This window comes from Pseudomonas sp. BRM28 (assembly GCF_002939405.1).
Lineage (GTDB): Bacteria > Pseudomonadota > Gammaproteobacteria > Pseudomonadales > Pseudomonadaceae > Aquipseudomonas > Aquipseudomonas palmensis.
The window spans coordinates 125,791-149,099 of sequence record NZ_PEFV01000001.1; the positions used below are offsets into that span (position 1 = coordinate 125,791).

At 61.3% G+C, this 23,309-nt stretch carries 21 protein-coding genes; 20 read left to right on the forward strand and 1 reads right to left on the reverse strand.

All coding sequences use genetic code 11. The annotated features are described in order from the left end of the window. Window positions 1-40: 40 nt before the first annotated feature. The 17 genes from mnmE to glmS all read left to right on the forward strand — a co-directional run bounded on the left by mnmE (window position 41) and on the right by glmS (window position 17,728). Entirely contained in the window at window positions 41-1,411 is a 1,371-nt protein-coding gene (gene mnmE / locus CR917_RS00605) for a tRNA uridine-5-carboxymethylaminomethyl(34) synthesis GTPase MnmE (protein WP_104571758.1), read from the forward strand. A gap of 515 nt (window positions 1,412-1,926) precedes the next feature. Next, window positions 1,927-3,819 (forward strand): tRNA uridine-5-carboxymethylaminomethyl(34) synthesis enzyme MnmG, encoded by a 1,893-nt coding sequence (gene mnmG / locus CR917_RS00610; RefSeq protein WP_054916064.1) that lies wholly within the window; start codon window positions 1,927-1,929, stop codon window positions 3,817-3,819. Further along, window positions 3,816-4,466, forward strand: a complete 651-nt coding sequence (rsmG, locus tag CR917_RS00615) for a 16S rRNA (guanine(527)-N(7))-methyltransferase RsmG (protein ID WP_058541972.1) — start codon at window positions 3,816-3,818, stop codon at window positions 4,464-4,466. Before mnmG ends, rsmG begins: the two co-directional genes overlap by 4 nt. Window positions 4,467-4,484: 18 nt before the next feature. Beyond that, window positions 4,485-5,279: a ParA family protein gene (locus tag CR917_RS00620; RefSeq protein ID WP_043860671.1), complete on the forward strand. Its 795-nt coding sequence runs from the start codon at window positions 4,485-4,487 to the stop codon at window positions 5,277-5,279. Window positions 5,280-5,288: 9 nt separating this feature from the next. Continuing rightward, on the forward strand, window positions 5,289-6,161 hold the full coding sequence (locus CR917_RS00625) for a ParB/RepB/Spo0J family partition protein (protein ID WP_043860670.1): 873 nt from the start codon (window positions 5,289-5,291) through the stop codon (window positions 6,159-6,161). A gap of 149 nt (window positions 6,162-6,310) precedes the next feature. After that, entirely contained in the window at window positions 6,311-6,718 is a 408-nt protein-coding gene (locus CR917_RS00630; protein WP_043860669.1) for a F0F1 ATP synthase subunit I, read from the forward strand. Window positions 6,719-6,734: 16 nt separating this feature from the next. Then, window positions 6,735-7,604: a F0F1 ATP synthase subunit A gene (atpB, locus tag CR917_RS00635; RefSeq protein ID WP_043860668.1), complete on the forward strand. Its 870-nt coding sequence runs from the start codon at window positions 6,735-6,737 to the stop codon at window positions 7,602-7,604. A gap of 142 nt (window positions 7,605-7,746) precedes the next feature. After that, a complete protein-coding gene (atpE, locus tag CR917_RS00640) occupies window positions 7,747-8,004 on the forward strand; it encodes a F0F1 ATP synthase subunit C (protein ID WP_003097235.1) in 258 nt (85 codons plus the stop codon). A gap of 57 nt (window positions 8,005-8,061) precedes the next feature. Further along, the gene (locus tag CR917_RS00645; protein ID WP_043860667.1) at window positions 8,062-8,532 is read left to right on the forward strand and encodes a F0F1 ATP synthase subunit B; all 471 of its coding nucleotides are present in this window, start codon (window positions 8,062-8,064) and stop codon (window positions 8,530-8,532) included. Between the two features lie 12 nt (window positions 8,533-8,544). After that, window positions 8,545-9,081, forward strand: coding sequence for a F0F1 ATP synthase subunit delta (locus tag CR917_RS00650; protein ID WP_043860666.1), 537 nt, complete (start codon window positions 8,545-8,547; stop codon window positions 9,079-9,081). A gap of 21 nt (window positions 9,082-9,102) precedes the next feature. After that, entirely contained in the window at window positions 9,103-10,647 is a 1,545-nt protein-coding gene (gene atpA, locus CR917_RS00655) for a F0F1 ATP synthase subunit alpha (RefSeq protein WP_043860665.1), read from the forward strand. A gap of 50 nt (window positions 10,648-10,697) precedes the next feature. Continuing rightward, window positions 10,698-11,558 carry a F0F1 ATP synthase subunit gamma gene (atpG, locus tag CR917_RS00660; protein ID WP_054916061.1) on the forward strand — a complete coding sequence of 287 codons (861 nt, stop codon included), beginning with the start codon at window positions 10,698-10,700 and terminating at the stop codon, window positions 11,556-11,558. Between the two features lie 27 nt (window positions 11,559-11,585). After that, window positions 11,586-12,962 (forward strand): F0F1 ATP synthase subunit beta, encoded by a 1,377-nt coding sequence (gene atpD / locus CR917_RS00665; RefSeq protein WP_043860663.1) that lies wholly within the window; start codon window positions 11,586-11,588, stop codon window positions 12,960-12,962. Window positions 12,963-13,006: 44 nt separating this feature from the next. Next, window positions 13,007-13,426 (forward strand): F0F1 ATP synthase subunit epsilon, encoded by a 420-nt coding sequence (locus CR917_RS00670; protein ID WP_043860662.1) that lies wholly within the window; start codon window positions 13,007-13,009, stop codon window positions 13,424-13,426. A gap of 127 nt (window positions 13,427-13,553) precedes the next feature. Beyond that, window positions 13,554-14,921 (forward strand): bifunctional UDP-N-acetylglucosamine diphosphorylase/glucosamine-1-phosphate N-acetyltransferase GlmU, encoded by a 1,368-nt coding sequence (gene glmU, locus CR917_RS00675; protein WP_054916062.1) that lies wholly within the window; start codon window positions 13,554-13,556, stop codon window positions 14,919-14,921. A 192-nt stretch (window positions 14,922-15,113) separates the two neighbouring features. Continuing rightward, on the forward strand, window positions 15,114-15,881 hold the full coding sequence (locus tag CR917_RS00680) for a DeoR family transcriptional regulator (protein ID WP_054916063.1): 768 nt from the start codon (window positions 15,114-15,116) through the stop codon (window positions 15,879-15,881). An 11-nt stretch (window positions 15,882-15,892) separates the two neighbouring features. Further along, window positions 15,893-17,728 carry a glutamine--fructose-6-phosphate transaminase (isomerizing) gene (gene glmS / locus CR917_RS00685; RefSeq protein WP_058541969.1) on the forward strand — a complete coding sequence of 612 codons (1,836 nt, stop codon included), beginning with the start codon at window positions 15,893-15,895 and terminating at the stop codon, window positions 17,726-17,728. 221 nt (window positions 17,729-17,949) lie between these two features. Here the strand turns inward: glmS and CR917_RS00690 are convergent, their stop codons facing one another. Continuing rightward, a complete protein-coding gene (locus CR917_RS00690) occupies window positions 17,950-20,163 on the reverse strand; it encodes an LTA synthase family protein (RefSeq protein ID WP_256589584.1) in 2,214 nt (737 codons plus the stop codon). Between the two features lie 176 nt (window positions 20,164-20,339). On the opposite strand from CR917_RS00690, the gene hcnA reads away from it, so the two are divergent. The 3 genes from hcnA to hcnC are packed head-to-tail and all read left to right on the forward strand — an operon-like array spanning window position 20,340 to window position 23,295. Beyond that, complete coding sequence (hcnA, locus tag CR917_RS00695) at window positions 20,340-20,654, forward strand: cyanide-forming glycine dehydrogenase subunit HcnA (RefSeq protein ID WP_043861504.1); 315 nt, start codon at window positions 20,340-20,342, stop codon at window positions 20,652-20,654. Continuing rightward, entirely contained in the window at window positions 20,651-22,054 is a 1,404-nt protein-coding gene (hcnB, locus tag CR917_RS00700; protein WP_104571759.1) for a cyanide-forming glycine dehydrogenase subunit HcnB, read from the forward strand. The genes hcnA and hcnB overlap by 4 nt, the downstream gene beginning before the upstream one ends. Beyond that, on the forward strand, window positions 22,051-23,295 hold the full coding sequence (hcnC, locus tag CR917_RS00705) for a cyanide-forming glycine dehydrogenase subunit HcnC (RefSeq protein ID WP_104571760.1): 1,245 nt from the start codon (window positions 22,051-22,053) through the stop codon (window positions 23,293-23,295). Before hcnB ends, hcnC begins: the two co-directional genes overlap by 4 nt. Window positions 23,296-23,309 lie beyond the last annotated feature (14 nt).

Consider the following 23,309-nt stretch of genomic DNA (forward strand, 5'->3'; position numbering starts at 1 on the left):
GCGTTTTGCTATCTGTCGTTTTTGTCTGAGGCCTTCGCTGATGAATGCTCGTCGTGAAACCATCACTGCAATTGCCACTGCCCAGGGTCGTGGCGGTGTAGGAATCGTGCGTATTTCCGGACCGCTGGCCAGCAAGGCCGGGTTGGCCATCACCGGCCGTGAGCTCACCCCGCGGTATGCCCATTACGGTCCGTTCAAGGGCGACGATGGCCTGGTGCTGGATGAAGGCATTGCCCTGTATTTTCCCGGGCCCAACTCCTTTACCGGTGAAGATGTGCTGGAACTGCAGGGCCACGGCGGCCCGGTTGTGCTCGACATGCTGCTGCAGCGCTGCGTGGAACTGGGTTGCCGCCTGGCGCGTCCGGGCGAATTCAGCGAGCGCGCCTTTCTCAACGACAAGCTCGACCTGGCGCAGGCCGAAGCCATCGCCGACCTGATCGAGGCCAGTTCTGCACAGGCGGCGCGTAATGCGCTGCGCTCGTTGCAGGGCGAATTTTCCCGCCGTGTGGATAACCTCACCGAAAAACTGATCAGCCTGCGTATCTACGTCGAGGCGGCAATCGACTTTCCCGAAGAGGAAATCGATTTTCTTGCCGATGGCCACGTCCTGCGCATGCTCGAGGAGGTGCGCGAAAGTTTATCCACAGTGCAGCGCGAGGCGGGGCAGGGTGCGCTGTTGCGCGATGGCATGACGGTGGTGATCGCCGGGCGGCCGAATGCCGGCAAGTCCAGCCTGCTCAACGCACTGGCCGGGCGCGAGGCGGCCATCGTGACGGACATCGCCGGTACTACCCGGGATGTGCTGCGCGAACATATCCACATCGACGGCATGCCGTTGCACGTGGTGGACACCGCCGGCCTGCGCGATACCGAAGACCATGTGGAAAAGATTGGGGTGGAACGCGCCCTCAAAGCCATTGGCGAGGCCGATCGGGTGCTATTGGTGGTGGATGCCACGGCACCTGAAGCCGATGATCCGTTCGCATTGTGGCCTGAATTCCTTGAACAGCGCCCCGACCCGGCCAAGGTCACGCTGATTCGCAACAAGGCCGACCTCAGTGGCGACCCCGTGGGCCTGCAGTTGTCCGACGATGGTCACGTCACCATCACCCTCAGTGCCAGGGGCGCCGACCAGGGCCTGGAACTGCTGCGCGATCACCTCAAGGCCTGCATGGGTTACGAACAGACTGCCGAAAGCGGCTTCAGTGCCCGCCGGCGCCACCTGGACGCCCTGCGCCAGGCCAGTTCGCACCTGGACCACGGTCATGCGCAATTGACCCTGGCGGGCGCTGGAGAGCTGCTGGCCGAAGATCTGCGCCAGGCCCAGCAGTCCCTGGGCGAAATTACCGGCGCCTTCAGCTCCGATGACCTGCTAGGGCGTATCTTCTCCAGCTTCTGCATCGGCAAGTAGTCCGTTTATCCACAACGGGGCCGATCCAGGGCCTCGTTGTCGGCTGTCATCCCCCTCAATTTTTTATCCCCTGCCGAGAATTCCGGAACGCTCCGGGGGCTTTCGCGTGCCTGTCTTACTCACAAACCGCAGAATAAGCCCTGTGGAAAACCCCGCCTCAGCTCGGTTGATAACCCGGCCTCAAGGCTGGAGATAACTCCCCCTGTTGATAAGTAGGTGTTTCATCCACAGGCTTAAGGCGCTTATCCAGACCCCTCATGGCCACTAGACCACAGCCTTTTGAACCTCTGTACATAAGGTGGAATAAGGCCTGTAGAGGTTTATCCACAGAAAGGTGCCTCACTAAGAATAAACATAAAAACAAAGCTTTAATAAATTTCTCTCTCTTTATTTCTATTGTCAGCCACTCATCCACAGGCTGGTTAAATTTTGTTCAAGCGGTTCCTAGAAGGGGGGTAAGTCCCTATACTTGTGCGTTATTCCTATCTATTCCCGAAACAGGCACGAGGTGCGTGGTGGATTTCCCTTCCCGTTTTGAAGTGATCGTCATCGGCGGCGGCCATGCCGGAACCGAGGCTGCGCTTGCGTCTGCACGCATGGGTGTGAAAACCCTGCTGCTGACCCACAACGTGGAAACCCTCGGGCACATGAGCTGCAACCCGGCCATTGGCGGTATTGGCAAGAGCCATCTGGTCAAGGAGATCGATGCGCTGGGCGGTGTCATGGCCCTGGCTACCGACAAGAGCGGTATCCAATTCCGCGTTTTGAACAACCGCAAAGGCCCGGCGGTGCGTGCAACCCGCGCCCAGGCCGACCGCGCCATCTACAAGGCCGTGGTACGCGAGATTCTCGAAAACCAGCCCAACCTGTGGATATTCCAGCAGGCCTGTGACGACCTGATCGTCGAGCAGGACCAGGTACGCGGCGTCGTCACGCAGATGGGTCTGCGTTTCCATGCCGATTCTGTGGTGCTGACCACGGGTACCTTCCTCAGCGGACTTATCCACATAGGTCTGCAGAATTATTCCGGTGGGCGTGCCGGCGATCCGCCGGCCATCGCTCTGGCGCACCGCATGCGTGAGCTGTCGCTGCGCATGGGTCGCCTGAAAACCGGCACGCCGCCGCGTATCGACGGGCGTTCGGTAGATTTCTCGGTGATGACCGAACAGGCCGGTGACACCCCGATACCGGTGATGTCGTTCATGGGCGACAAGGCCATGCACCCGCGTCAGGTCAGTTGCTGGATTACCCACACCAACGAACGCACTCACGAGATCATTGCTTCCAACCTCGATCGTTCGCCGATGTACTCCGGCGTGATCGAGGGCATCGGCCCGCGTTACTGCCCGTCGATCGAAGACAAGATCCACCGGTTTGCCGACAAGCAGAGCCACCAGGTATTCATCGAGCCAGAAGGGCTCAATACCCACGAGCTGTACCCGAACGGGATATCCACATCCCTGCCGTTCGACGTGCAGCTGCAGTTGGTGCGTTCGATCCGCGGCATGGAAAACGCGCACATCGTGCGCCCGGGCTATGCCATCGAATACGACTACTTCGACCCGCGTGACCTGAAGTACAGCCTGGAAACCAAGGCCATCGGCGGGTTGTTCTTTGCCGGCCAAATCAACGGCACCACCGGTTACGAAGAGGCCGGCGCGCAGGGGCTGCTGGCTGGTGCCAACGCCGCGCTGCGTGCACAGGGCCGCGAAAGCTGGTGCCCGCGCCGCGACGAGGCGTACATCGGGGTGCTGGTCGACGACCTGATCACCCTGGGTACCCAGGAGCCGTACCGCATGTTCACCTCGCGGGCCGAGTACCGCCTGATTCTGCGTGAAGACAACGCCGACCTGCGTCTGACCGAAAAAGGCCGTGAACTGGGCCTGGTCGACGATGCACGCTGGGCCGCGTTCAGCGCCAAGCGCGAAAGCATCGAGCGCGAGGAGCAACGCCTGAAGTCCACCTGGGTTCAGCCCAATACCGCGATGGGCCAGGCGATTGTGGATAAGTTCGGCACGCCGCTCAGCCATGAATACAACCTTCTCAACCTGCTGACCCGCCCGGAAATCGACTATGCCGGGTTGGTGGAAGTGACCGGCGGTGGAGAAATCGACCCACAGGTGGCCGAGCAGGTCGAGATCAAGACCAAATACGCCGGTTACATCGACCGGCAACAGGAAGAAATCGCTCGCCTGCGGGCAAGCGAAGACACCCGCCTGCCCGAGGATATCGACTACGCTGGTATTTCCGGGTTGTCCAAGGAGATTCAGGGTAAGCTCAGCCAGGCCCGCCCAGAGACGCTCGGCCAGGCCTCGCGCGTTCCCGGCGTGACCCCGGCGGCTATTTCCCTGTTGCTGATTCACCTGAAAAAACGCGGCGCAGGCCGCGAGTTGGAGCAAAGCGCTTGAGTTCTATGGTCACCCCTCAACACGCCCAGGAGTTGTCCACAGGTGCCCGCCAGCTTGGTGTCGAGCTGAGCGAGGCCCAGCACGCGCAACTGCTGGCTTATCTGGCGCTGCTGATCAAGTGGAACAAGGCTTACAACCTGACTGCAGTGCGCAATCCCGACGAAATGGTGTCCCGCCACCTGCTGGACAGCCTGAGCGTCATGCCGTTTATCCACAGCGACACCGAGCGCTGGCTCGACGTCGGCAGCGGCGGCGGCATGCCGGGCATTCCCCTGGCTATCCTGCATCCGCACAAGCAGGTCACGGTGCTGGACAGCAACGGCAAGAAAACCCGCTTCCTCACCCAGGTGAAACTGGAGCTGAAGCTGGATAACCTGCAAGTTATCCACAGCCGGGTCGAGGCGTTCCAGCCGGAACAGCCTTTCTCCGGAATTGTTTCTCGTGCTTTCAGCAGCATGGAGAACTTCACCAATTGGACGCGCCACCTTGGCGACGCCCAGACGCAGTGGCTGGCAATGAAAGGGCTGCATCCGGCTGATGAGCTGGTAGCATTGCCGGCAGATTTCAAAGTGGATAGCGAGCAGGCCTTGACCGTTCCGGGTTGCCAAGGCCAGCGCCATCTGCTGATACTGCGCCGCACGGCATGACTGGGAACACAAGCAAGAATGGCTAAGGTATTCGCGATCGCGAACCAGAAAGGTGGTGTGGGCAAGACCACCACCTGCATCAATCTCGCTGCATCGCTGGTGGCTACCAAGCGCCGCGTGCTGCTGATTGACCTCGATCCACAGGGCAACGCCACCATGGGTAGCGGTGTGGATAAACACGTCCTTGAACATTCGGTCTATGACCTGCTGATCGGCGAGTGCGACCTGGCTCAGGCCATGCACGTGTCCGAACACGGTGGTTATCAACTGCTGCCGGCCAACCGCGACCTCACTGCGGCCGAAGTGGTTCTGCTCGAAATGCAGATGAAGGAGAGCCGGCTGCGCACAGCGCTGGCGCCGATCCGCGAGAGTTACGACTACATCCTGATCGACTGCCCGCCGTCGCTGTCGATGCTGACGCTCAATGCCCTGGTGGCCGCCGATGGCGTGATCATTCCGATGCAATGTGAATACTTTGCCCTGGAAGGCTTGAGCGACCTTGTGGATAACATCAAGCGCATCGCTGCCAAGCTCAATCCGCAGCTCAAGATCGAAGGCCTGTTGCGCACCATGTACGACCCGCGCCTGAGCCTGATCAACGACGTGTCCGCGCAGCTCAAGGAACACTTCGGCGAGCAGCTCTACGATACGGTGATCCCGCGCAACATCCGCCTGGCCGAGGCCCCGAGCTTCGGTATGCCGGCCCTGGCCTACGACAAGCAGTCCCGTGGCGCCCTGGCCTATCTGGCCCTGGCCGGTGAACTGGTACGCCGTCAACGCCGTCAAACCCGCACTGCCGCACAGGCAACTTAAGGAATCCGCATGGCCGTTAAGAAACGAGGTCTCGGACGTGGGTTGGATGCACTGCTCAGTGGTCCTACCGTCAGCGCGCTCGAAGAGCAGGCTGTCAAGGTCGACCAGAAAGAACTGCAACACCTGCCGCTGGACCTGATCCAGCGCGGCAAATACCAGCCCCGTCGGGACATGGACCCGCAGGCCCTTGAAGAACTGGCGCATTCGATCAAGAGCCAGGGCGTGATGCAGCCGATCGTGGTCCGCCCGATCGGCGACGACCGCTTCGAGATCATCGCCGGCGAACGCCGCTGGCGCGCCAGCCAGCAGGCCGGCATGGAGACCATCCCGGCGATGGTGCGCGATGTGCCGGATGAAACCGCCATCGCCATGGCGCTGATCGAGAACATCCAGCGCGAAGACCTCAACCCGGTGGAAGAGGCCATCGCACTGCAGCGCCTGCAGCAGGAATTCCAGCTGACCCAGCAACAGGTCGCGGATGCTGTGGGCAAGTCGCGGGTGACCGTGGCCAACCTGCTGCGCCTGATCTCGCTGCCGGAAGTCATCAAGACCATGCTGTCCCACGGCGACCTGGAGATGGGTCATGCCCGTGCGCTGCTCGGTTTGCCTGAAGAACAGCAGGTCGACGGGGCGCGACACGTTGTCGCACGAGGCCTGACCGTACGCCAGACCGAAGCCCTGGTTCGCCAGTGGCTCAGCGGCAAGCCCGAGCCGGTGGAACCGGCCAAGCCCGATCCGGACATCACCCGCCTTGAACAGCGTCTGGCAGAGCGGCTGGGCTCGGCGGTACAGATCCGTCACGGCAACAAGGGCAAAGGCCAGTTGGTGATCCGTTACAACTCCCTGGACGAGTTGCAGGGCGTGCTTGCTCACATCCGCTGAAACAATTCGCTTTGTAGCGCGCAGTCGGAAATCACTACCCAGCAGTTGAATAGGGGTCCAAGCGCCCCTATACTCTGCGCGCATTTTGTCGGCACAAATTATGCCAAGTCATTACTGACTGGTTGGTCGACTTTCGAGGAGCAGTTGTGATGGAGACCCGCACGCCAAACCGCTTGCCTTTCCATCGCTGGGCGGTTTTTCCGGTACTGTTCGCTCAATTTGTCGTGTTGCTGCTGGCATCGTTGGGGGTGTGGCAGTGGCATGGGGTGGTCAGCGGCTATTCGGCACTCTGCGGAGGACTGATCGCCTGGCTGCCGAATCTGTACTTTGCCTACAAGGCGTTCCGTTACACCGGCGCCAGGGCAGCGCAGGCCATCGTCAAGTCGTTCTACGCTGGCGAGGCAGGCAAATTGATTTTGACGGCAGTGCTGTTCGCATTGACGTTCGCAGGAGTGAAGCCATTGGCGCCATTAGCAGTATTCGGCGTCTTCTTGCTGACCCAGTTGGTCAGCTGGTTCGCGCCCCTGCTGATAAAAACGAGACTTTCGAGACCTTAGGGCGTTTGAGGCAAACATGGCAGCAGAAACCGCTTCGGGCTATATCCAGCACCACTTGCAGAACTTGACCTTCGGGCAATTACCAGACGGCGGTTGGGGCTTTGCCCATTCCGCAGCAGAAGCCAAGGCAATGGGCTTCTGGGCGTTCCACGTGGACACCCTGGGTTGGTCCGTTGCGCTGGGTCTGATCTTCATCCTCCTGTTCCGCATGGCGGCGAAAAAAGCGACTTCCGGTCAACCCGGCGGCCTGCAGAACTTCGTCGAGGTGATGGTCGAATTCGTCAACGGCAGCGTCAAGGACTCGTTCCACGGCCGCAGCCCGGTCATCGCACCGCTGGCACTGACCATCTTCGTGTGGGTGTTCCTGATGAACGCCGTCGACCTGATCCCGGTCGACTGGATCCCGCAACTGGCGATGCTGATCTCCGGTGATCCGCACATCCCGTTCCGTGCCGTATCCACCACCGACCCGAACGCCACCATCGCGATGGCCTTCTGCGTGTTCGCGCTGATCATCTTCTACAGCATCAAGGTCAAGGGCATCGGCGGCTTCATCGGCGAGCTGACCCTGCACCCGTTCGGCAGCAAGAACATCTTCGTCCAGATCCTGCTGATCCCGGTCAACTTCCTGCTGGAATTCGTGACCCTGATCGCCAAGCCGATCTCGCTGGCCCTGCGTCTGTTCGGCAACATGTATGCCGGCGAGCTGGTGTTCATCCTGATCGCCGTGATGTTCGGTGCCGGTCTGCTGTGGCTGAGCGGCCTGGGCGTGGTGCTGCAATGGGCGTGGGCTGTGTTCCACATCCTGATCATCACCCTGCAAGCGTTCATCTTCATGATGCTTACCATCGTCTACCTGTCGATGGCTCACGAAGATAACCATTAAGACCGCCTGGCGTGTCTGAGGCCTCTCCGCCGGGGTGGGGGGAGGCCGAAAAAGTCCGCAAGGGCAGCTGTACCAAACGATTTTGTTTTACCGCTTCAAACTAAAAAACCTAACCAATACGACGTAAAAGTCGGGAGGAAAGATGGAAACTGTAGTTGGTCTTACCGCTATCGCTGTTGCTCTGCTGATCGGCCTGGGTGCCCTGGGTACCGCCATTGGTTTCGGCCTGCTGGGCGGCAAGTTCCTGGAAGGCGCTGCTCGCCAGCCAGAAATGGTTCCGATGCTGCAAGTCAAAATGTTCATCGTCGCCGGTCTGCTCGACGCCGTGACCATGATCGGTGTTGGTATCGCTCTGTTCTTCACCTTCGCTAATCCCTTCGTTGGTCAAATCGCTGGCTAATCACTCGAATTTTCGAGTGGATTGGTGTGATGGACTTAGAACGAGCGAGGTGTTGGCGTGAACATTAATGCAACCCTGATTGGCCAGTCCGTTGCGTTCTTCATTTTTGTACTGTTTTGCATGAAGTTCGTGTGGCCTCCGGTCATCGCGGCTTTGCAAGAACGTCAGAAGAAGATCGCGGAAGGACTGGACGCTGCCAACCGAGCAGCTCGCGACCTGGAGCTGGCCCAAGATAAAGCGGGTCAGCAACTGCGCGAAGCTAAAGCTCAGGCAGCCGAAATCATTGAGCAAGCCAAGAAACGCGGTAACCAGATCGTCGAGGAAGCCCGTGACCAGGCTCGCGTCGAAGCTGACCGTGTGAAGGCCCAGGCTCAAGCCGAGATCGAACAGGAACTGAACGGTGTCAAAGACGCGCTGCGCGCCCAAGTGGGTAGCCTGGCCGTCAACGGTGCTGAAAAGATCCTTGGCGCCACAATCGATCAAAACGCGCATGCGGAGCTGGTTAATAAACTGGCCGCTGAAATTTAAGCGAGGGCGATCATGGCAGAACTGACCACGTTGGCCCGACCTTACGCTAAGGCGGCCTTTGAGCACGCCCAGGCCCATCAGCAACTGGCCAATTGGTCAGCCATGCTCGGCCTGGCTGCTGCAGTGTCTCAAGACGACACAATGCAGCGCCTGCTCAAGGCCCCGCGACTGACGAGCGCAGAAAAGGCCGCCGCGTTTATTGACGTGTGCGGTGACAAGTTCGATGCACAGGCACAGAATTTCATTCATGTTGCCGCGGAAAACGAACGTCTCCTGCTGTTGCCGGAGATTTCGGCTCTGTTCGATCTGTACAAGGCCGAACAAGAGAAATCCGTGGACGTGGAAGTCACCAGTGCTTTTGCGTTGAACCAAGAACAGCAAGACAAACTCGCCAAGGTTCTCAGTGCACGACTCAGCCGGGAAGTGCGCCTGCACGCGACGGAGGATGCCAGCCTGATCGGTGGTGTCGTAATCCGCGCCGGCGACCTGGTTATCGATGGTTCAGTACGCGGCAAAATCGCGAAACTGGCCGAAGCATTGAAATCTTGAGTTTGAAGGGGCAGCAGAGCAATGCAGCAACTCAATCCTTCCGAAATTAGTGAAATCATCAAGGGCCGCATCGAGAAACTCGATGTAGCCTCCCAAGCCCGCAACGAAGGTACTGTCGTCAGCGTTTCTGACGGTATCGTGCGGATTCACGGTCTGGCCGACGCTATGTACGGCGAAATGATCGAGTTTCCGGGCGGCGTGTTCGGTATGGCCCTCAACCTGGAGCAAGACTCCGTTGGTGCGGTAGTACTGGGCGCGTACGACACCCTCGCTGAAGGCATGAGCGCCAAGTGCACCGGCCGCATCCTCGAAGTTCCGGTTGGTAAGGAACTGCTGGGTCGCGTCGTCGACGCACTGGGTAACCCAATCGATGGCAAAGGTCCGCTGAACAACACCGAGACCGACGCTGTTGAAAAGGTTGCACCGGGCGTTATCTGGCGTAAATCGGTAGACCAGCCTGTACAGACTGGCTACAAATCGGTTGACGCCATGATCCCTGTCGGCCGTGGCCAGCGTGAGCTGATCATCGGTGACCGTCAGATCGGCAAGACCGCCATGGCCATCGACGCCATCATCAACCAGAAAGACTCCGGTATTTTCTGTGTGTATGTTGCTGTCGGCCAGAAGCGTTCGACCGTTGCCAACATCGTTCGCAAGCTGGAAGAAAACGGCGCCCTGGCCAACACCATCGTGGTGGTTGCCAGTGCTTCGGAATCCGCCGCACTGCAATTCCTGGCGCCATACGCCGGTTGCACCATGGGCGAGTTCTTCCGTGACCGCGGCGAAGACGCACTGATCGTCTACGATGACCTGTCCAAGCAGGCTGTTGCCTACCGTCAGATCTCCCTGCTGCTGCGCCGTCCACCAGGACGCGAAGCATACCCAGGTGACGTGTTCTATCTCCACTCCCGCCTCCTGGAGCGTGCATCGCGCGTTTCCGAAGAGTACGTAGAGAAGTTCACCAACGGTGCCGTAACTGGCAAGACCGGCTCGCTGACCGCACTGCCGATCATCGAAACCCAGGCTGGCGACGTTTCCGCGTTCGTTCCGACCAACGTGATCTCGATCACCGACGGTCAGATCTTCCTGGAATCGGCCATGTTCAACTCGGGCATCCGCCCTGCAGTGAACGCCGGTGTTTCGGTATCCCGTGTAGGTGGTGCCGCTCAGACCAAGATCATCAAGAAGCTCTCCGGTGGTATCCGTACCGCTCTGGCTCAGTACCGTGAACTGGCGGCATTCGCCCAGTTCGCTTCTGACCTGGACGAAGCCACCCGCAAGCAACTCGAGCACGGTCAACGTGTTACCGAGCTGATGAAGCAGAAGCAATACGCTCCAATGTCCATCGCGGACATGGCGCTGTCGCTGTATGCCGCTGAGCGTGGGTTCCTGACCGACGTCGAAATCACCAAGATCGGCAGCTTCGAACAAGCGCTGATCGCTTTCTTCAACCGTGATCACGCCGAACTGATGGCGAAGATCAACGTGAAGGGTGACTTCAACGACGAAATCGACGCTGGCATCAAAGCCGGTATCGAGAAGTTCAAGGCCACCCAAACCTGGTAAGCCGCAGCGGGGGCTTTGCAGCCCCCGCTTGCTAACCTGATAGGTGTTACATGGCAGGCGCAAAAGAGATTCGCAGTAAGATTGCGAGCATCAAAAGCACGCAAAAAATTACCAGCGCCATGGAAAAAGTGGCGGTCAGCAAGATGCGCAAGGCTCAAATGCGCATGGCTGCTAGCCGTCCCTATGCGGAGCGTATCCGCCAGGTGATTGGTCATCTGGCCAACGCCAACCCGGAATACCGCCACCCCTTCATGATCGAACGCCCTGTCAAGCGCGCTGGTTATGTGGTTGTGAGCAGTGACCGTGGTCTGTGCGGTGGCTTGAACACCAACCTGTTCAAGGCCCTGGTCAAGGACATGGCAGCCAACCGCGAGCAAGGGGTCGAAATCGACCTGTGCGTGGTGGGCAGCAAAGGTGCGGCGTTTTTCCGCAGCTACGGCGGTAACGTCGTTGCAGCGATCAGCCACCTGGGCGAAGAGCCGTCGATCAATGATCTGATCGGCAGCGTCAAGGTCATGCTGGACGCTTACCTGGATGGTCGTATCGATCGTCTGTCCGTGGTATCGAACAAGTTCATCAATACCATGACGCAAGCCCCAACGGTCGAGCAGTTGATTCCGTTGGTTGCAACCCCGGATCAAGAACTCAAGCACCACTGGGACTACCTCTACGAACCTGACGCCAAGGAGCTGCTGGACGGCCTGATGGTGCGTTACGTGGAGTCGCAGGTCTACCAGGCGGTGGTCGAGAACAACGCGGCCGAACAAGCTGCGCGGATGATCGCAATGAAGAACGCCACCGACAACGCCGGCGACCTGATCAGCGAATTGCAGCTGATATACAACAAGGCGCGTCAGGCTGCGATCACCCAAGAGATCTCGGAAATCGTCGGCGGCGCTGCCGCGGTTTAACGGTTCAAATATTCAGAGGATCCAGCTATGAGTAGCGGACGTATCGTTCAAATCATCGGCGCCGTCATCGACGTGGAATTCCCACGTGACAGCGTGCCGAGCGTGTACAACGCACTGAAAGTACAAGGCGCGGAAACCACCCTGGAAGTTCAGCAGCAGCTGGGCGACGGCGTGGTCCGTACCATTGCGATGGGCTCGACCGAAGGCTTGAAGCGCGGTCTGGACGTCGTCGACAGCGGCGCAGCCATCTCCGTACCGGTCGGTAAAGCGACCCTGGGCCGGATCATGGACGTGCTGGGCAACCCGATCGACGAAGCTGGTCCGATCGGTGAAGAAGAGCGCTGGGGCATTCACCGCGAAGCGCCTTCGTTCGCTGACCAGGCAGGCGGCAACGACCTGCTGGAAACCGGCATCAAGGTTATCGACCTGGTCTGCCCGTTTGCCAAAGGCGGTAAAGTTGGTCTGTTCGGTGGTGCCGGTGTAGGCAAGACCGTAAACATGATGGAACTGATCCGTAACATCGCCATCGAGCACAGCGGTTATTCCGTGTTCGCCGGTGTGGGTGAGCGTACTCGTGAGGGTAACGACTTCTACCACGAGATGAAGGACTCCAACGTTCTCGACAAGGTAGCGCTGGTCTACGGTCAGATGAACGAGCCACCAGGAAACCGTCTGCGCGTAGCGCTGACCGGCCTGACCATGGCCGAGAAGTTCCGTGACGAAGGTAACGACGTTCTGCTGTTCGTCGACAACATCTATCGTTACACCCTGGCCGGTACCGAAGTATCCGCACTGCTGGGCCGTATGCCTTCGGCGGTAGGTTACCAGCCGACCCTGGCTGAAGAGATGGGCGTTCTGCAAGAACGTATCACTTCGACCAAGGAAGGTTCGATCACCTCGATCCAGGCCGTATACGTACCTGCGGACGACCTGACCGACCCGTCGCCAGCCACCACCTTCGCCCACTTGGACGCCACCGTCGTACTGTCCCGTGACATCGCCTCCCTGGGTATCTACCCAGCGGTCGATCCACTGGACTCGACTTCGCGCCAGCTGGACCCGAACGTGATCGGCAACGAGCACTACGAAACCGCTCGCGGCGTTCAGTACGTGCTGCAGCGCTACAAAGAGCTGAAGGACATCATTGCGATCCTGGGCATGGACGAACTGTCCGAGACCGACAAGCAACTGGTTTCCCGTGCTCGTAAGATCCAGCGCTTCCTGTCCCAGCCGTTCTTCGTGGCTGAAGTCTTCACCGGTTCTCCAGGCAAATACGTTTCCCTGAAAGACACCATTGCTGGCTTCAAAGGCATCCTCAACGGTGACTACGACCACCTGCCAGAACAAGCGTTCTACATGGTCGGCGGCATCGAAGAAGCAGTCGAGAAAGCCAAGAAACTGTAATCCCGGCGCCCCGCGAGGGGCGCTAATCAGGTTGAGGCAAGCAGATGGCTATGACAGTCCATTGCGATATCGTCAGCGCGGAAGGAGAGATCTTCTCCGGCCTGGTCGAGATGGTGATTGCGCACGGCAACCTGGGTGATCTTGGTATCGCTCCAGGCCACGCCCCGCTGATCACTAATCTGAAGCCTGGTCCGATCACGCTGACCAAGCAGGGTGGCGCCCAAGAGGTGTTCTACATCTCTGGTGGTTTCCTCGAGGTCCAGCCGAACATGGTCAAGGTGCTTGCCGATACCGTGCAACGTGCTGCCGACCTGGATGAAGCTCAGGCCCAGGAAGCCCTCAAGGCTGCCGAGAACGCCCTGAACGCCAAAGGCGCGGAGTTCGACTACGGCGCCGCTGCCGCACGTCTGGCCGAAGCCGCAGCTCAGCTGCGCACCGTCCAGCAGTTGCGCAAGGGAAGGTAATTCGGCCTACAGGCTGATTGCTTTCGCCGCGATTGAGTTAAAGGGTAGCCTCGGCTACCCTTTTTCTTTTTCTGCATATCTCATTTCGGTCATTCATCGACCTCTCCCCGGATTTGGTAGCCAGTCAATGTCTCTCGATATCGTTATTCTCGCGGCAGGCCAGGGCACACGCATGCGCTCGGCCGTGCCCAAGGTACTGCACCCGGTCGCCGGCAACTCGATGCTTGGCCATGTTATCCACAGCGCCCGCCAGCTCGAGCCCCAGGGTATTCACGTGGTGATCGGACATGGTGCCGAGCTGGTTCGCGAGCGACTGGCTGCCGATGACCTGAATTTCGTGTTGCAGGACAAACAGCTGGGCACAGGCCACGCCGTGGCCCAGGCCTTGCCGGCGCTCAGTGCCGACACCGTGCTGATCCTCTACGGCGATGTACCGCTGATCGAGGTGGACACCCTGCAGCGTTTGCTGGCCAGGGTAAACCCGCAGCAACTGGGCCTGCTCACTGTGACCCTGGCCGACCCGACCGGCTACGGCCGTATCGTGCGCGACGACCAGGGCCAGGTGGCTGCCATTGTCGAGCACAAGGATGCCAGCGACGCACAGAAGGCGATCAATGAAGGCAACACCGGCATCCTTGCCGTACCGGGGGCTCGGTTGGCCGAGTGGCTTGGCCGCCTGTCGAACCACAACGCACAGGGTGAGTACTACCTGACCGACGTGATCGCCATGGCAGTGGCCGACGGCCTGGTGGTGGCCACCGAGCAGCCGCTGGACCCGATGGAAGTGCAGGGCGCCAACGACCGTCGTCAGTTGGCCGAACTGGAGCGTCATTATCAATTGCGCGAAGGTCGTCGCCTGATGGCCCAGGGCGTGACCCTGCGTGACCCGGCGCGTTTCGACGTGCGCGGCGAAGTCATCGTGGGGCGTGACGTGCTCATCGACGTCAACGTTATCCTCGAAGGCCGCGTGGTGATCGAGGATGACGTGGTCATCGGCCCGAACTGCGTGATCAAGAACAGTACCCTGCGCAAGGGCGCAGTGGTCAAGGCCAACAGCCACCTCGAAGGTGCCGTGCTGGGCGAGGGCAGCGATGCCGGTCCGTTCGCGCGGCTGCGCCCGGGCAGCGTGCTGGATGCCCGTGCGCATGTGGGTAACTTTGTCGAACTGAAGAATGCCCACCTGGGTGAAGGTGCCAAAGCAGGCCACCTGACCTACCTGGGTGATGCCGAGGTGGGGGCGCGCACCAACATCGGCGCCGGCACCATCACCTGCAACTACGACGGGGCCAACAAATTCCGTACCGTACTGGGCGAGGATGTCTTTATCGGTTCCAACAACTCGCTGGTGGCGCCTGTGGATATCCTCGATGGGGCCACCACCGCTGCGGGGTCCACCATCACCCAGACGGTCGAGGCTGGCCAGTTGGGCGTGGCCCGCGGTCGTCAGCGCAACATCGATGGCTGGAAACGGCCAGAGAAGATCAAGAAGAGCTGAGTTGTCCACAGCTCTGAAAAAGCCGACCGCATTGTGCATAAGTCGGCTTTTTTTTTGCCTGGCATTCGAGTGTGGATAACCTGACCCCAGCAACGCCTTATCCACAGAAATAGTTTCATTGCCTGCTTGACCAAATGAAAGCTTTAGGTTTTGATTGACGTCATTATCTTTCGAATCGAAACTTAACTTCTCATGTCGAAACGAAACACACCTCAACGCCGCCACAACATCCTGGCCTTGCTGCATGAGCAGGGCGAGGTGAGTGTGGATGCACTGGCCAAGCGTTTCGAAACCTCCGAAGTCACCATTCGCAAGGACCTCGCCGCGTTGGAGGCCAACGGCCTGCTGCTGCGCCGCTACGGTGGCGCGGTGACCCTGCCTCAGGAACTGTTCGCCGACCAGGGCCAGCCCATCTCTCTCTACAAACAGGCCATCGCTCGTGCCGCCGTGGCGCGGATTCGCGAGCATGCGCGCATCATCATCGACAGCGGCAGCACCACGGCTTCGATGATCCCCGAACTGGGTCAGCAACCGGGGCTGGTGGTGATGACCAACTCGCTGAACGTGGCCCGTGCCTTGAGCGAACTGGAACACGAACCGGTACTGCTGATGACCGGCGGCACCTGGGACCCGCATTCCGAATCGTTCCAGGGCCAGGTTGCCGAGCAGGTACTACGCTCCTACGATTTCGACCAACTGTTCATTGGTGCCGATGGTATCGACCTGGTGCGCGGCACCACCACCTTCAACGAATTGCTGGGCTTGAGCCGGGTGATGGCCGAGGTGGCCCGCGAAGTGATCGTGATGGTCGAGTCGGACAAGGTCGGGCGCAAGATTCCCAACCTGGAGCTGCCCTGGGCCAGCGTGAATACCCTGATTACCGACGAACGCCTGCCCCAGGAGGCACGCGATCAAATTCAAGCCCGCGGCATCAACCTCATCTGTGCCGCTATCAGCTAGGAGCAACATCTATGTGTGGAATCGTGGGCGCCGTCGCCGAACGCAACATCACCACCATCCTGATCGAAGGCCTCAAGCGCCTGGAATACCGCGGTTATGACAGTGCTGGCCTGGCTGTCTTCACCCAGCAGGGCCACCTTGAACGCCGTCGTCGCATCGGCAAGGTCAGCGAGCTGGAAGCGGCCGTTGCCGCCGAGCCGCTGGTCGGCAACCTGGGTATCGCCCACACCCGCTGGGCGACCCATGGCGCGCCAACCGAAGGCAATGCACACCCGCATTTCTCCGGCCACGACCTGGCGGTGGTGCACAACGGCATCATCGAGAACCACGATGTGCTGCGTGAACAGCTCAAGGGCCTGGGCTACGTATTCACCTCGCAGACCGACACCGAAGTGATCGTGCACCTGCTGCACCACACCCTCAAAAGCCTGCCGGACCTGGCCGACGCCCTCAAGGCGACCGTCAAGCAACTGCATGGCGCGTATGGCCTGGCGGTTATCAGCGCCAGCCAGCCAGACCGCCTGCTGGCCGCCCGCAGCGGCAGCCCGCTGGTGATCGGCTTGGGCCACGGCGAGAACTTCCTGGCCTCCGACCAGTTGGCCCTGCGCCAGGTCACCGACCGCTTCATGTACCTGGAGGAGGGCGATATCGCCGAGATTCGCCGCGACCAGATCACCATCTGGGCCGTCGATGGCCAGCCGGTGCAGCGCGAGGCGGTGCAGTACCACGAAGGTGCAGAGGCGGCCGACAAGGGCCATTACCGCCACTTCATGCTCAAGGAAATCCACGAGCAGCCCACCGTGGTGCAGCGCACCCTGGAAGACCGCCTGGGTTCGGATCACGTGTTGGTGCAGGCTTTCGGCCCCAAGGCGGCCGAGCTGTTCCCCAAGGTGCGCAATGTACAGATCGTGGCCTGTGGCACCAGCTACCACGCGGGCATGGTTGCGCGTTACTGGCTCGAAGAGCTGGCCGGCATTCCGTGCCAGGTCGAAGTGGCCAGTGAATTCCGCTACCGCAAGGTGGTGGTGCAGCCCGACACCCTGTTCGTGTCGATTTCCCAGTCGGGCGAAACTGCCGACACCCTGGCGGCGCTGCGCAATGCCAAGGAGCTGGGCTTCCTTGCCAGCCTGGCCATCTGCAACGTCGGCATCAGCTCGCTGGTGCGTGAATCGGACCTGACACTGCTGACCCGTGCCGGCCCTGAAATCGGCGTGGCCTCGACCAAGGCGTTCACCACCCAGCTGGTGTCGCTGATGTTGCTGACCCTGTCGCTGGGACGCGTGCGTGGCACCTTGCCGGCTGGCGTCGAAGCCGAACTGGTCGAGCAACTGCGTCGTCTGCCGGTACGCCTGGGCGAAGCGCTGGCGATGGACGCCACCATCGAGAAGACGTCCGAGCTGTTCGCCGACAAGCATCACACCCTGTTCCTGGGCCGTGGCGCGCAGTTCCCGGTGGCGATGGAAGGGGCGCTCAAGCTCAAGGAAATCTCCTACATCCACGCCGAAGCCTACCCGGCTGGCGAGCTCAAGCACGGCCCGCTGGCGCTGGTGGATGCCGACATGCCGGTCGTTACCGTGGCGCCGAACAACGAGCTGCTGGAGAAGCTCAAGTCCAACCTGCAGGAAGTGCGCGCCCGTGGCGGCGAGCTGATCGTGTTCGCCGACGAGAAGGCTGGCATGAGCAATGGCGAGGGCACCCATGTGATCGCCATGCCGCACATCGTCGATGCGCTGGCACCGATCCTGTATACCATCCCGCTGCAATTGCTGTCGTACTACGTGGCCGTGCTCAAGGGCACCGACGTCGACCAGCCCCGCAACCTGGCCAAGTCGGTGACGGTGGAGTAAGGGGCCGGTCAGGCCCAGGCACTCCACACCGCCAAAGGATCCGGGAAGGTTCGCCTTCCCGGATCCTGCTTGCCCCGCACACCCGTGCGGCCGCTCTCAGGCCATCACAGCGTCGGCCAGCGCCACGCTTCACACCGGAAAAAGCGGGCAGCCGCTTCTGCTGGTTGAACAGCCGCGTTGTGCGCTGAAGGCCGGTGAACTGTCCACCGACAATCAGGGAATCAACTGGGTTTGCCGTTCAACCGCGCCAGCGTTTCATCCAGCTCATCAATCTGCCCCGGCGCTTCGGTCACCACACTGAAGTCGCTCACTTCGACCGCCCCCAACCCATGCCCCAGCAGGTGGAACGAGAACGCCTTGCGCGACTCGTTGTTGTCGAACGTGAACTCCATTTCCAGGGGCTGATCCGGCGTGACCAGCATCTCCTCGGTAGGTAGCCCCACCAGCACCTCCTGCTCGAACTCCTTGGTCTTGAGCACGATATAGGCGTTCTGCTGCGGGTCGGCCGAACGTACCGTCAGGCGCACCCGGGTGTGCGAGCCCTTGGGCATCTCCAGGTACTGCGCGCCGATCAGGTTGTCGGCCCAGTCATCCTTGATCTGCGGCTGCAGCGGGATCACCGTCGCACTGCCGAACTGGTAGTGCTGGTTCAGCGGTGAGCCCATCACTGATTGATCCAGTGCGCTGGCGCGCGCCTGCACCTGGCGTGCCCGCTGGCCACGGAAGCGATCTGTCAGGTTGGCGCGTTCGGCAATGAAGCCGGTACTGGCATACGACCGGCAGCGCTGCTGGAAATCGCATTCGGTGAAGGTGGCATTGCCATCGTGATAGCGCAGCTTGCCGTTGGTGAACGACATGATTTCACGCCCGTTGTCATAGTCGCGCAGCAGCGAACGCCCGCTGAGGGCGTTGGGCACCGGGAAGCCGAAGTAGTCGAGCACCGATGCGGTCAGGTCGACGTGACCGTACACGCCGGATTTCACCTGTGGCAGTTGTGCCTGCTCGGGCGCCAGCATCAGGTTGAAGCCCCACGAAGACGCCAGGCGTACACCGTCGATGCCATGGGATTCGTCCGAGGTGATCACCACCAGGGTGTCCTTGAGTACCCCCTGACGTTCCAGTCCGGCAAGAAAGTTATCCACAGCGTCGTCGAGATAGGCCACTGCCGCCTGCTTGGGCGTGGCGTAGCGTTCGAGGTATTCCGCCGGCGCGGAGTAGGGCTGGTGGGTGCCCACGGTCAGCAGGGTGAGCATCCACGGTTCAGGCTGCTTCTGCAGTTGGCCGACATAGTCCAGCGCGCCTTCGAAAAACGCCTTGTCGTCCTTGCCCCACGGGAAGTCCAGGTAGTTGGGGTTCTTGAACCAGTCCAGGCCCAGGGTGGTATCGAAGCCGATATGCGGCATGATCTTGTCCTTGGCCATGAAGCGCAGCCCGGCACCCTGCAGGTAGTGCGTGCTGAAGCCATGTTCGCGCAATTGCGCCGGCAGGCATTCCTGGTTGCGCTGGTTCTGCGTCAGCATCTCGACCCCCTTGGGGGTACCGTTGTCGAGCTTGTCGTAGTCGCCACACAGCATGGCGTAGAGGCCACGGATGGTCTGGTGGGTATGCAGCACGTAGTCGGGGGTGTTCATGCCGCGTTCGGCCCAGGCGCTCAGCTTGGGCATCAGGTGTTCCTGGTAGGCGGGGTTGAGGGTGCGTCGGTTGATGTCCAGGTAAGCCCCCGGGATGCCTTCCAGCGCGACCACCAGCACGTTGCGCGCGCTGCCGGGCGCGACGAGCAGCGGCTTGCCGCTCAGGTCCAGGCGGGTCAGGCCGGCCATGGCCACGGGTGGGTCGACCACATCGGCCTCCAGCCAGTCTTCGATACGCGCCTGGCTTTCACCCACGCCTACCGCCAGCAATTGATGTGGCAGGTTGAACACCTGCCACTCGTCCGCTTCGGCAGGTTCCCAGGCCTGGGTACCGGCATGCACCAGCAGGCAGGTCACGGGCACCGCCCACAGGTGCCGCGGCAATGGCGCGACGGGTCTGGCCCGGGCCGCCCAGCGGGTCGCAAGCCACAACAGCAGGCCAAGCCCCAGGGCAATGGCGAAGCCAGGGTTGGCCAGGCTGCCACCGGCGGAGTTTTCCATGAACTGCACATCGGTGAGGTAGTGCAGGTCGGCCGGGGTCGGCAATCGGCCTACTGCGGCCACCAGCTCGGCACTGGCCAGGCTCAGCACTCCCCAAGCCAGCACCACGGGCACTGCCAGCCATACCGGACGACGGTACAGCAGAACGACCAGTGCTCCACCGAGGCCCACGTCGGACAGGTACCCCAGCGGATCGGCCCAGCCGTTCGCCACGCGCAGGCATACAGGAACCACCACCAGCAGCCCGAACAGGGCGGCGAGCGAAGCGCGAGGGTGCTGCAACCAGCGATAGATACGTTTCACGGGGGCGTTCGTCATCATGTCGTCATGTAAATGTGGTGATGGTACCAAGTGCAGTACATCTCCACAGCATTCCGGCAACAAGTCGAAACCCAGTTTTCTGGCCTGGATCAATGTCGAATGCGCCTTCATGGCTTACCGTGGTGGGTTCCTGCCACTCTTTTCAAGGATGAAACGCAATGCAGTCAATGGACCGCAATCATGATATTCAGCCCCTGTCGCGGGCAGACATGACCATCGAGCTCAACGGGCGGCCGGTACCGGCCGCGGCAGGCGAAAGCGTGCTCAACGTGCTGCACGCGGTGGGCCTGCGCCAGGTGGCGCGCAACGACCATGGCCAGGTCACGGGTGCCTTCTGCGGCATGGGCGTGTGCCACTGCTGCCTGGTGTCGATCAACGGTCGCCCCAAGCGCCGCGCCTGCCAGACCATCGTCAAGCCGGGCATGCAGGTCGAAACCGGGGTCAACCGCTTCGACGTGGAGGGTGTCGAATGAGCCTGCGTCCGGTAATAGTCGGCGGCGGTTCGGCAGGCATGGCGGCTGCCATCGAACTGGCCCGGCATGGCGTCTCCAGCGTGCTGTTCGACGAAGCTTCGCGTCTGGGCGGGGTGGTCTATCGCGGCCCTTTGCGCAGCGGCGTCGACCTGAGCTACCTGGGCAAGCGTTATGCCAGCGCGCTGAACACCCTGCACGAAGAGTTCGCCGATTGTGCCGAGCGCATCGACGTGCGCCTGGAAACCCGTGTGGTCGGGGGCGAAGGCGGCAACCGCCTGATGGTGCTGGACAGCGACGAGCAGCTGCACGAAGTGGAATACAGCCACCTGGTACTGTCCGCCGGCTGCCACGAGCGCAACGTGCCGTTCCCCGGCTGGACCCTGCCCGGCGTGATGCTGCTGGGCGGTCTGCAGTTGCAGATCAAGAGCGGCGTGGTCAAGCCGCTGGGCACCACCGTCATCGCCGGCACCGGCCCGCTGCTGCCCCTGGTGGCATGCCAACTGCACGCGGCCGGGGTCAAGGTGGAAGGGGTGTACGAGGCATGTGCCTTCGGCAAGATCGCCAAGGAAAGCCTGGCGCTGCTGAACAAGCCGCAGCTGTTTCTCGACGGCCTGAGCATGCTCGGTTATCTGAAGCTCAACGGTATCCCCATGAACTACGGCTGGGGCGTGGTAGGTGCCAACGGCGAGGGCGAACTCACCGAAGTGCGCCTGGCCCCCTACAGTGACAACTGGCAGCCGGACATCAGCCGTGTGCAGCGCGTCTCGGCGCAGACCCTGGCCGTGGGCTACGGCTTCATTCCGCGCACCCAGCTCAGTCAGCAGATGGGCCTGGCCCACGGCTTCAACGAAGACGGCTACCTGCGCGCCGAAAGCAACGTGTGGCAACAGAGCAGCGAGCCGCACATTCACCTGGCCGGTGACATGGGCGGGATTCGCGGTGGCGAAGCCGCGATGCTCACCGGGCGCATCGCCGCCGTGTCGATCCTGCACCAGGCTCAGGTCATCACCCCCGAACAGGCGCTGGACCTGCGCGAGCGCTACCTGGGCAAGCTGGCCGCGATCAAGCGCTTTCGTGCCGGGGTAGACCGCTACACACTGCGCGGCACTGAGCAGATCACGCTGCCCGCACCCGACACCGTCATCTGCCGCTGCGAGCACGTCACCCGCAGCGACATCGACCGCGCCCTGGAGCAGGGTGTACAGGACATGGCCGGGCTGAAGATGCGCACCCGCGTGAGCATGGGCGATTGCCAGGGCCGCATGTGCGTGGGCTACTGCAACGATCGCCTGCGCCAGGCCACCGGGCGTGCCGATGTGGGCTGGCTGCGCCCGCGGTTCCCCATCGATCCGATCCCTTTCTCCGCATTCAAGAACCTCGGCACGGAAGCTGAAGCATGAACAGAACCTATGATGTGGTCATCGCCGGCGGCGGTGTGATCGGCGCTTCCTGCGCCTACCAGTTGTCCAAGCGTGGCAACCTCAGGATCGCGGTGATCGACGCCAAGCGCCCCGGCAACGCTACCCGCGCCTCGGCGGGCGGGTTGTGGGCGATCGGCGAATCGGTCGGCCTGGGCTGCGGGGTGATCTTCTTTCGCATGATGTCGCAAAAGCACAAGCGCGAAGCCAACGGCGCCGCCGTGGCGGTCGATTCCAGCACCCCGCACATCCTGCCGCAGTCGTTCTTCGACTTCGCGCTGCAATCCAATGCCTTGTACCCCGGCCTGCACCAGGAACTGATGGAGCGCCACGGCATGGACTTCAAGTTCGAGCGCACCGGCCTCAAGTACGTGATCTACGACGACGAGGACCGCCTGTACGCCGAGCATATCGTCGCGCAGATCCCGCACCTGGCCCACGAGGTTCGCTGGCTCGACCGCGATGCCCTGCGCAAGGCCGAGCCAGCCGTCAGCCACCATGCCCACGGCGCGCTGGAGTTCCTGTGCGATCACCAGGTCAGCCCGTTCCGTCTGGCCGATGCCTACACCGAAGGTGCGCGGCAGAACGGCGTCGACCTGTTCCTCAACACCAACGTCACCGGCGTGCTGCACCAGGGCGACCGGGTGGTGGGGGTCAAGACCGACGTGGAAGGCGAGTTTCACTGCCAGACCCTGATCAACGCCGGCGGCGCCTGGGCGGCAGAACTGAGCGAGATGGCCACCGGCCTGAGCATTCCGGTCAAGCCGGTCAAGGGCCAGATCCTGCTCACCGAGCGCATGCCCAAGCTGCTGCAGGGCTGCCTGACCACCGCCGATTGCTACATGGCGCAGAAGGACAACGGCGAGATCCTGATCGGCAGCACCACCGAAGACAAGGGCTTCGACGTCACCACCACCTATCCGGAAATCAACGGTCTGGTGAAGGGCGCGGTGCGATGCATTCCGGAGCTGGCGCAGATCAACCTCAAGCGCAGCTGGGCAGGCCTGCGTCCCGGTTCGCCGGACGAGCTGCCGATTCTCGGCCCGGTGCAGAGCGTGAGTGGCTACCTCAATGCCTGTGGGCACTTTCGCACCGGCATCCTGACCTCGGCGATCACTGGCGTGCTGATCGACAAGGTGCTGCATGAAGAGGCACTGCCGCTGGACCTGACGCCGTTCCTCGCGGACCGCTTCGGTACTCAGCCCAAAGCCGCCCAGGCCTGACCCGGTGCGTGCCT

What these genes read in the sequence shown, in the direction of transcription:
- atpE (WP_003097235.1), top strand. Translation starts at nt 7,747, where the DNA reads ATGGAAACTGTAGTTGGTCTTACCGCTATCGCTGTTGCTCTGCTGATC.
- atpG (WP_054916061.1), top strand. Translation starts at nt 10,698, where the DNA reads ATGGCAGGCGCAAAAGAGATTCGCAGTAAGATTGCGAGCATCAAAAGC.
- glmU (WP_054916062.1), top strand. Translation starts at nt 13,554, where the DNA reads ATGTCTCTCGATATCGTTATTCTCGCGGCAGGCCAGGGCACACGCATG.
- glmS (WP_058541969.1), top strand. Translation starts at nt 15,893, where the DNA reads ATGTGTGGAATCGTGGGCGCCGTCGCCGAACGCAACATCACCACCATC.
- CR917_RS00630 (WP_043860669.1), top strand. Translation starts at nt 6,311, where the DNA reads ATGGAGACCCGCACGCCAAACCGCTTGCCTTTCCATCGCTGGGCGGTT.
- hcnB (WP_104571759.1), top strand. Translation starts at nt 20,651, where the DNA reads ATGAGCCTGCGTCCGGTAATAGTCGGCGGCGGTTCGGCAGGCATGGCG.
- atpD (WP_043860663.1), top strand. Translation starts at nt 11,586, where the DNA reads ATGAGTAGCGGACGTATCGTTCAAATCATCGGCGCCGTCATCGACGTG.
- mnmE (WP_104571758.1), top strand. Translation starts at nt 41, where the DNA reads ATGAATGCTCGTCGTGAAACCATCACTGCAATTGCCACTGCCCAGGGT.
- atpB (WP_043860668.1), top strand. Translation starts at nt 6,735, where the DNA reads ATGGCAGCAGAAACCGCTTCGGGCTATATCCAGCACCACTTGCAGAAC.
- CR917_RS00650 (WP_043860666.1), top strand. Translation starts at nt 8,545, where the DNA reads ATGGCAGAACTGACCACGTTGGCCCGACCTTACGCTAAGGCGGCCTTT.
- CR917_RS00625 (WP_043860670.1), top strand. Translation starts at nt 5,289, where the DNA reads ATGGCCGTTAAGAAACGAGGTCTCGGACGTGGGTTGGATGCACTGCTC.
- hcnC (WP_104571760.1), top strand. Translation starts at nt 22,051, where the DNA reads ATGAACAGAACCTATGATGTGGTCATCGCCGGCGGCGGTGTGATCGGC.
- CR917_RS00670 (WP_043860662.1), top strand. Translation starts at nt 13,007, where the DNA reads ATGGCTATGACAGTCCATTGCGATATCGTCAGCGCGGAAGGAGAGATC.
- CR917_RS00620 (WP_043860671.1), top strand. Translation starts at nt 4,485, where the DNA reads ATGGCTAAGGTATTCGCGATCGCGAACCAGAAAGGTGGTGTGGGCAAG.
- CR917_RS00680 (WP_054916063.1), top strand. Translation starts at nt 15,114, where the DNA reads ATGTCGAAACGAAACACACCTCAACGCCGCCACAACATCCTGGCCTTG.
- atpA (WP_043860665.1), top strand. Translation starts at nt 9,103, where the DNA reads ATGCAGCAACTCAATCCTTCCGAAATTAGTGAAATCATCAAGGGCCGC.
- hcnA (WP_043861504.1), top strand. Translation starts at nt 20,340, where the DNA reads ATGCAGTCAATGGACCGCAATCATGATATTCAGCCCCTGTCGCGGGCA.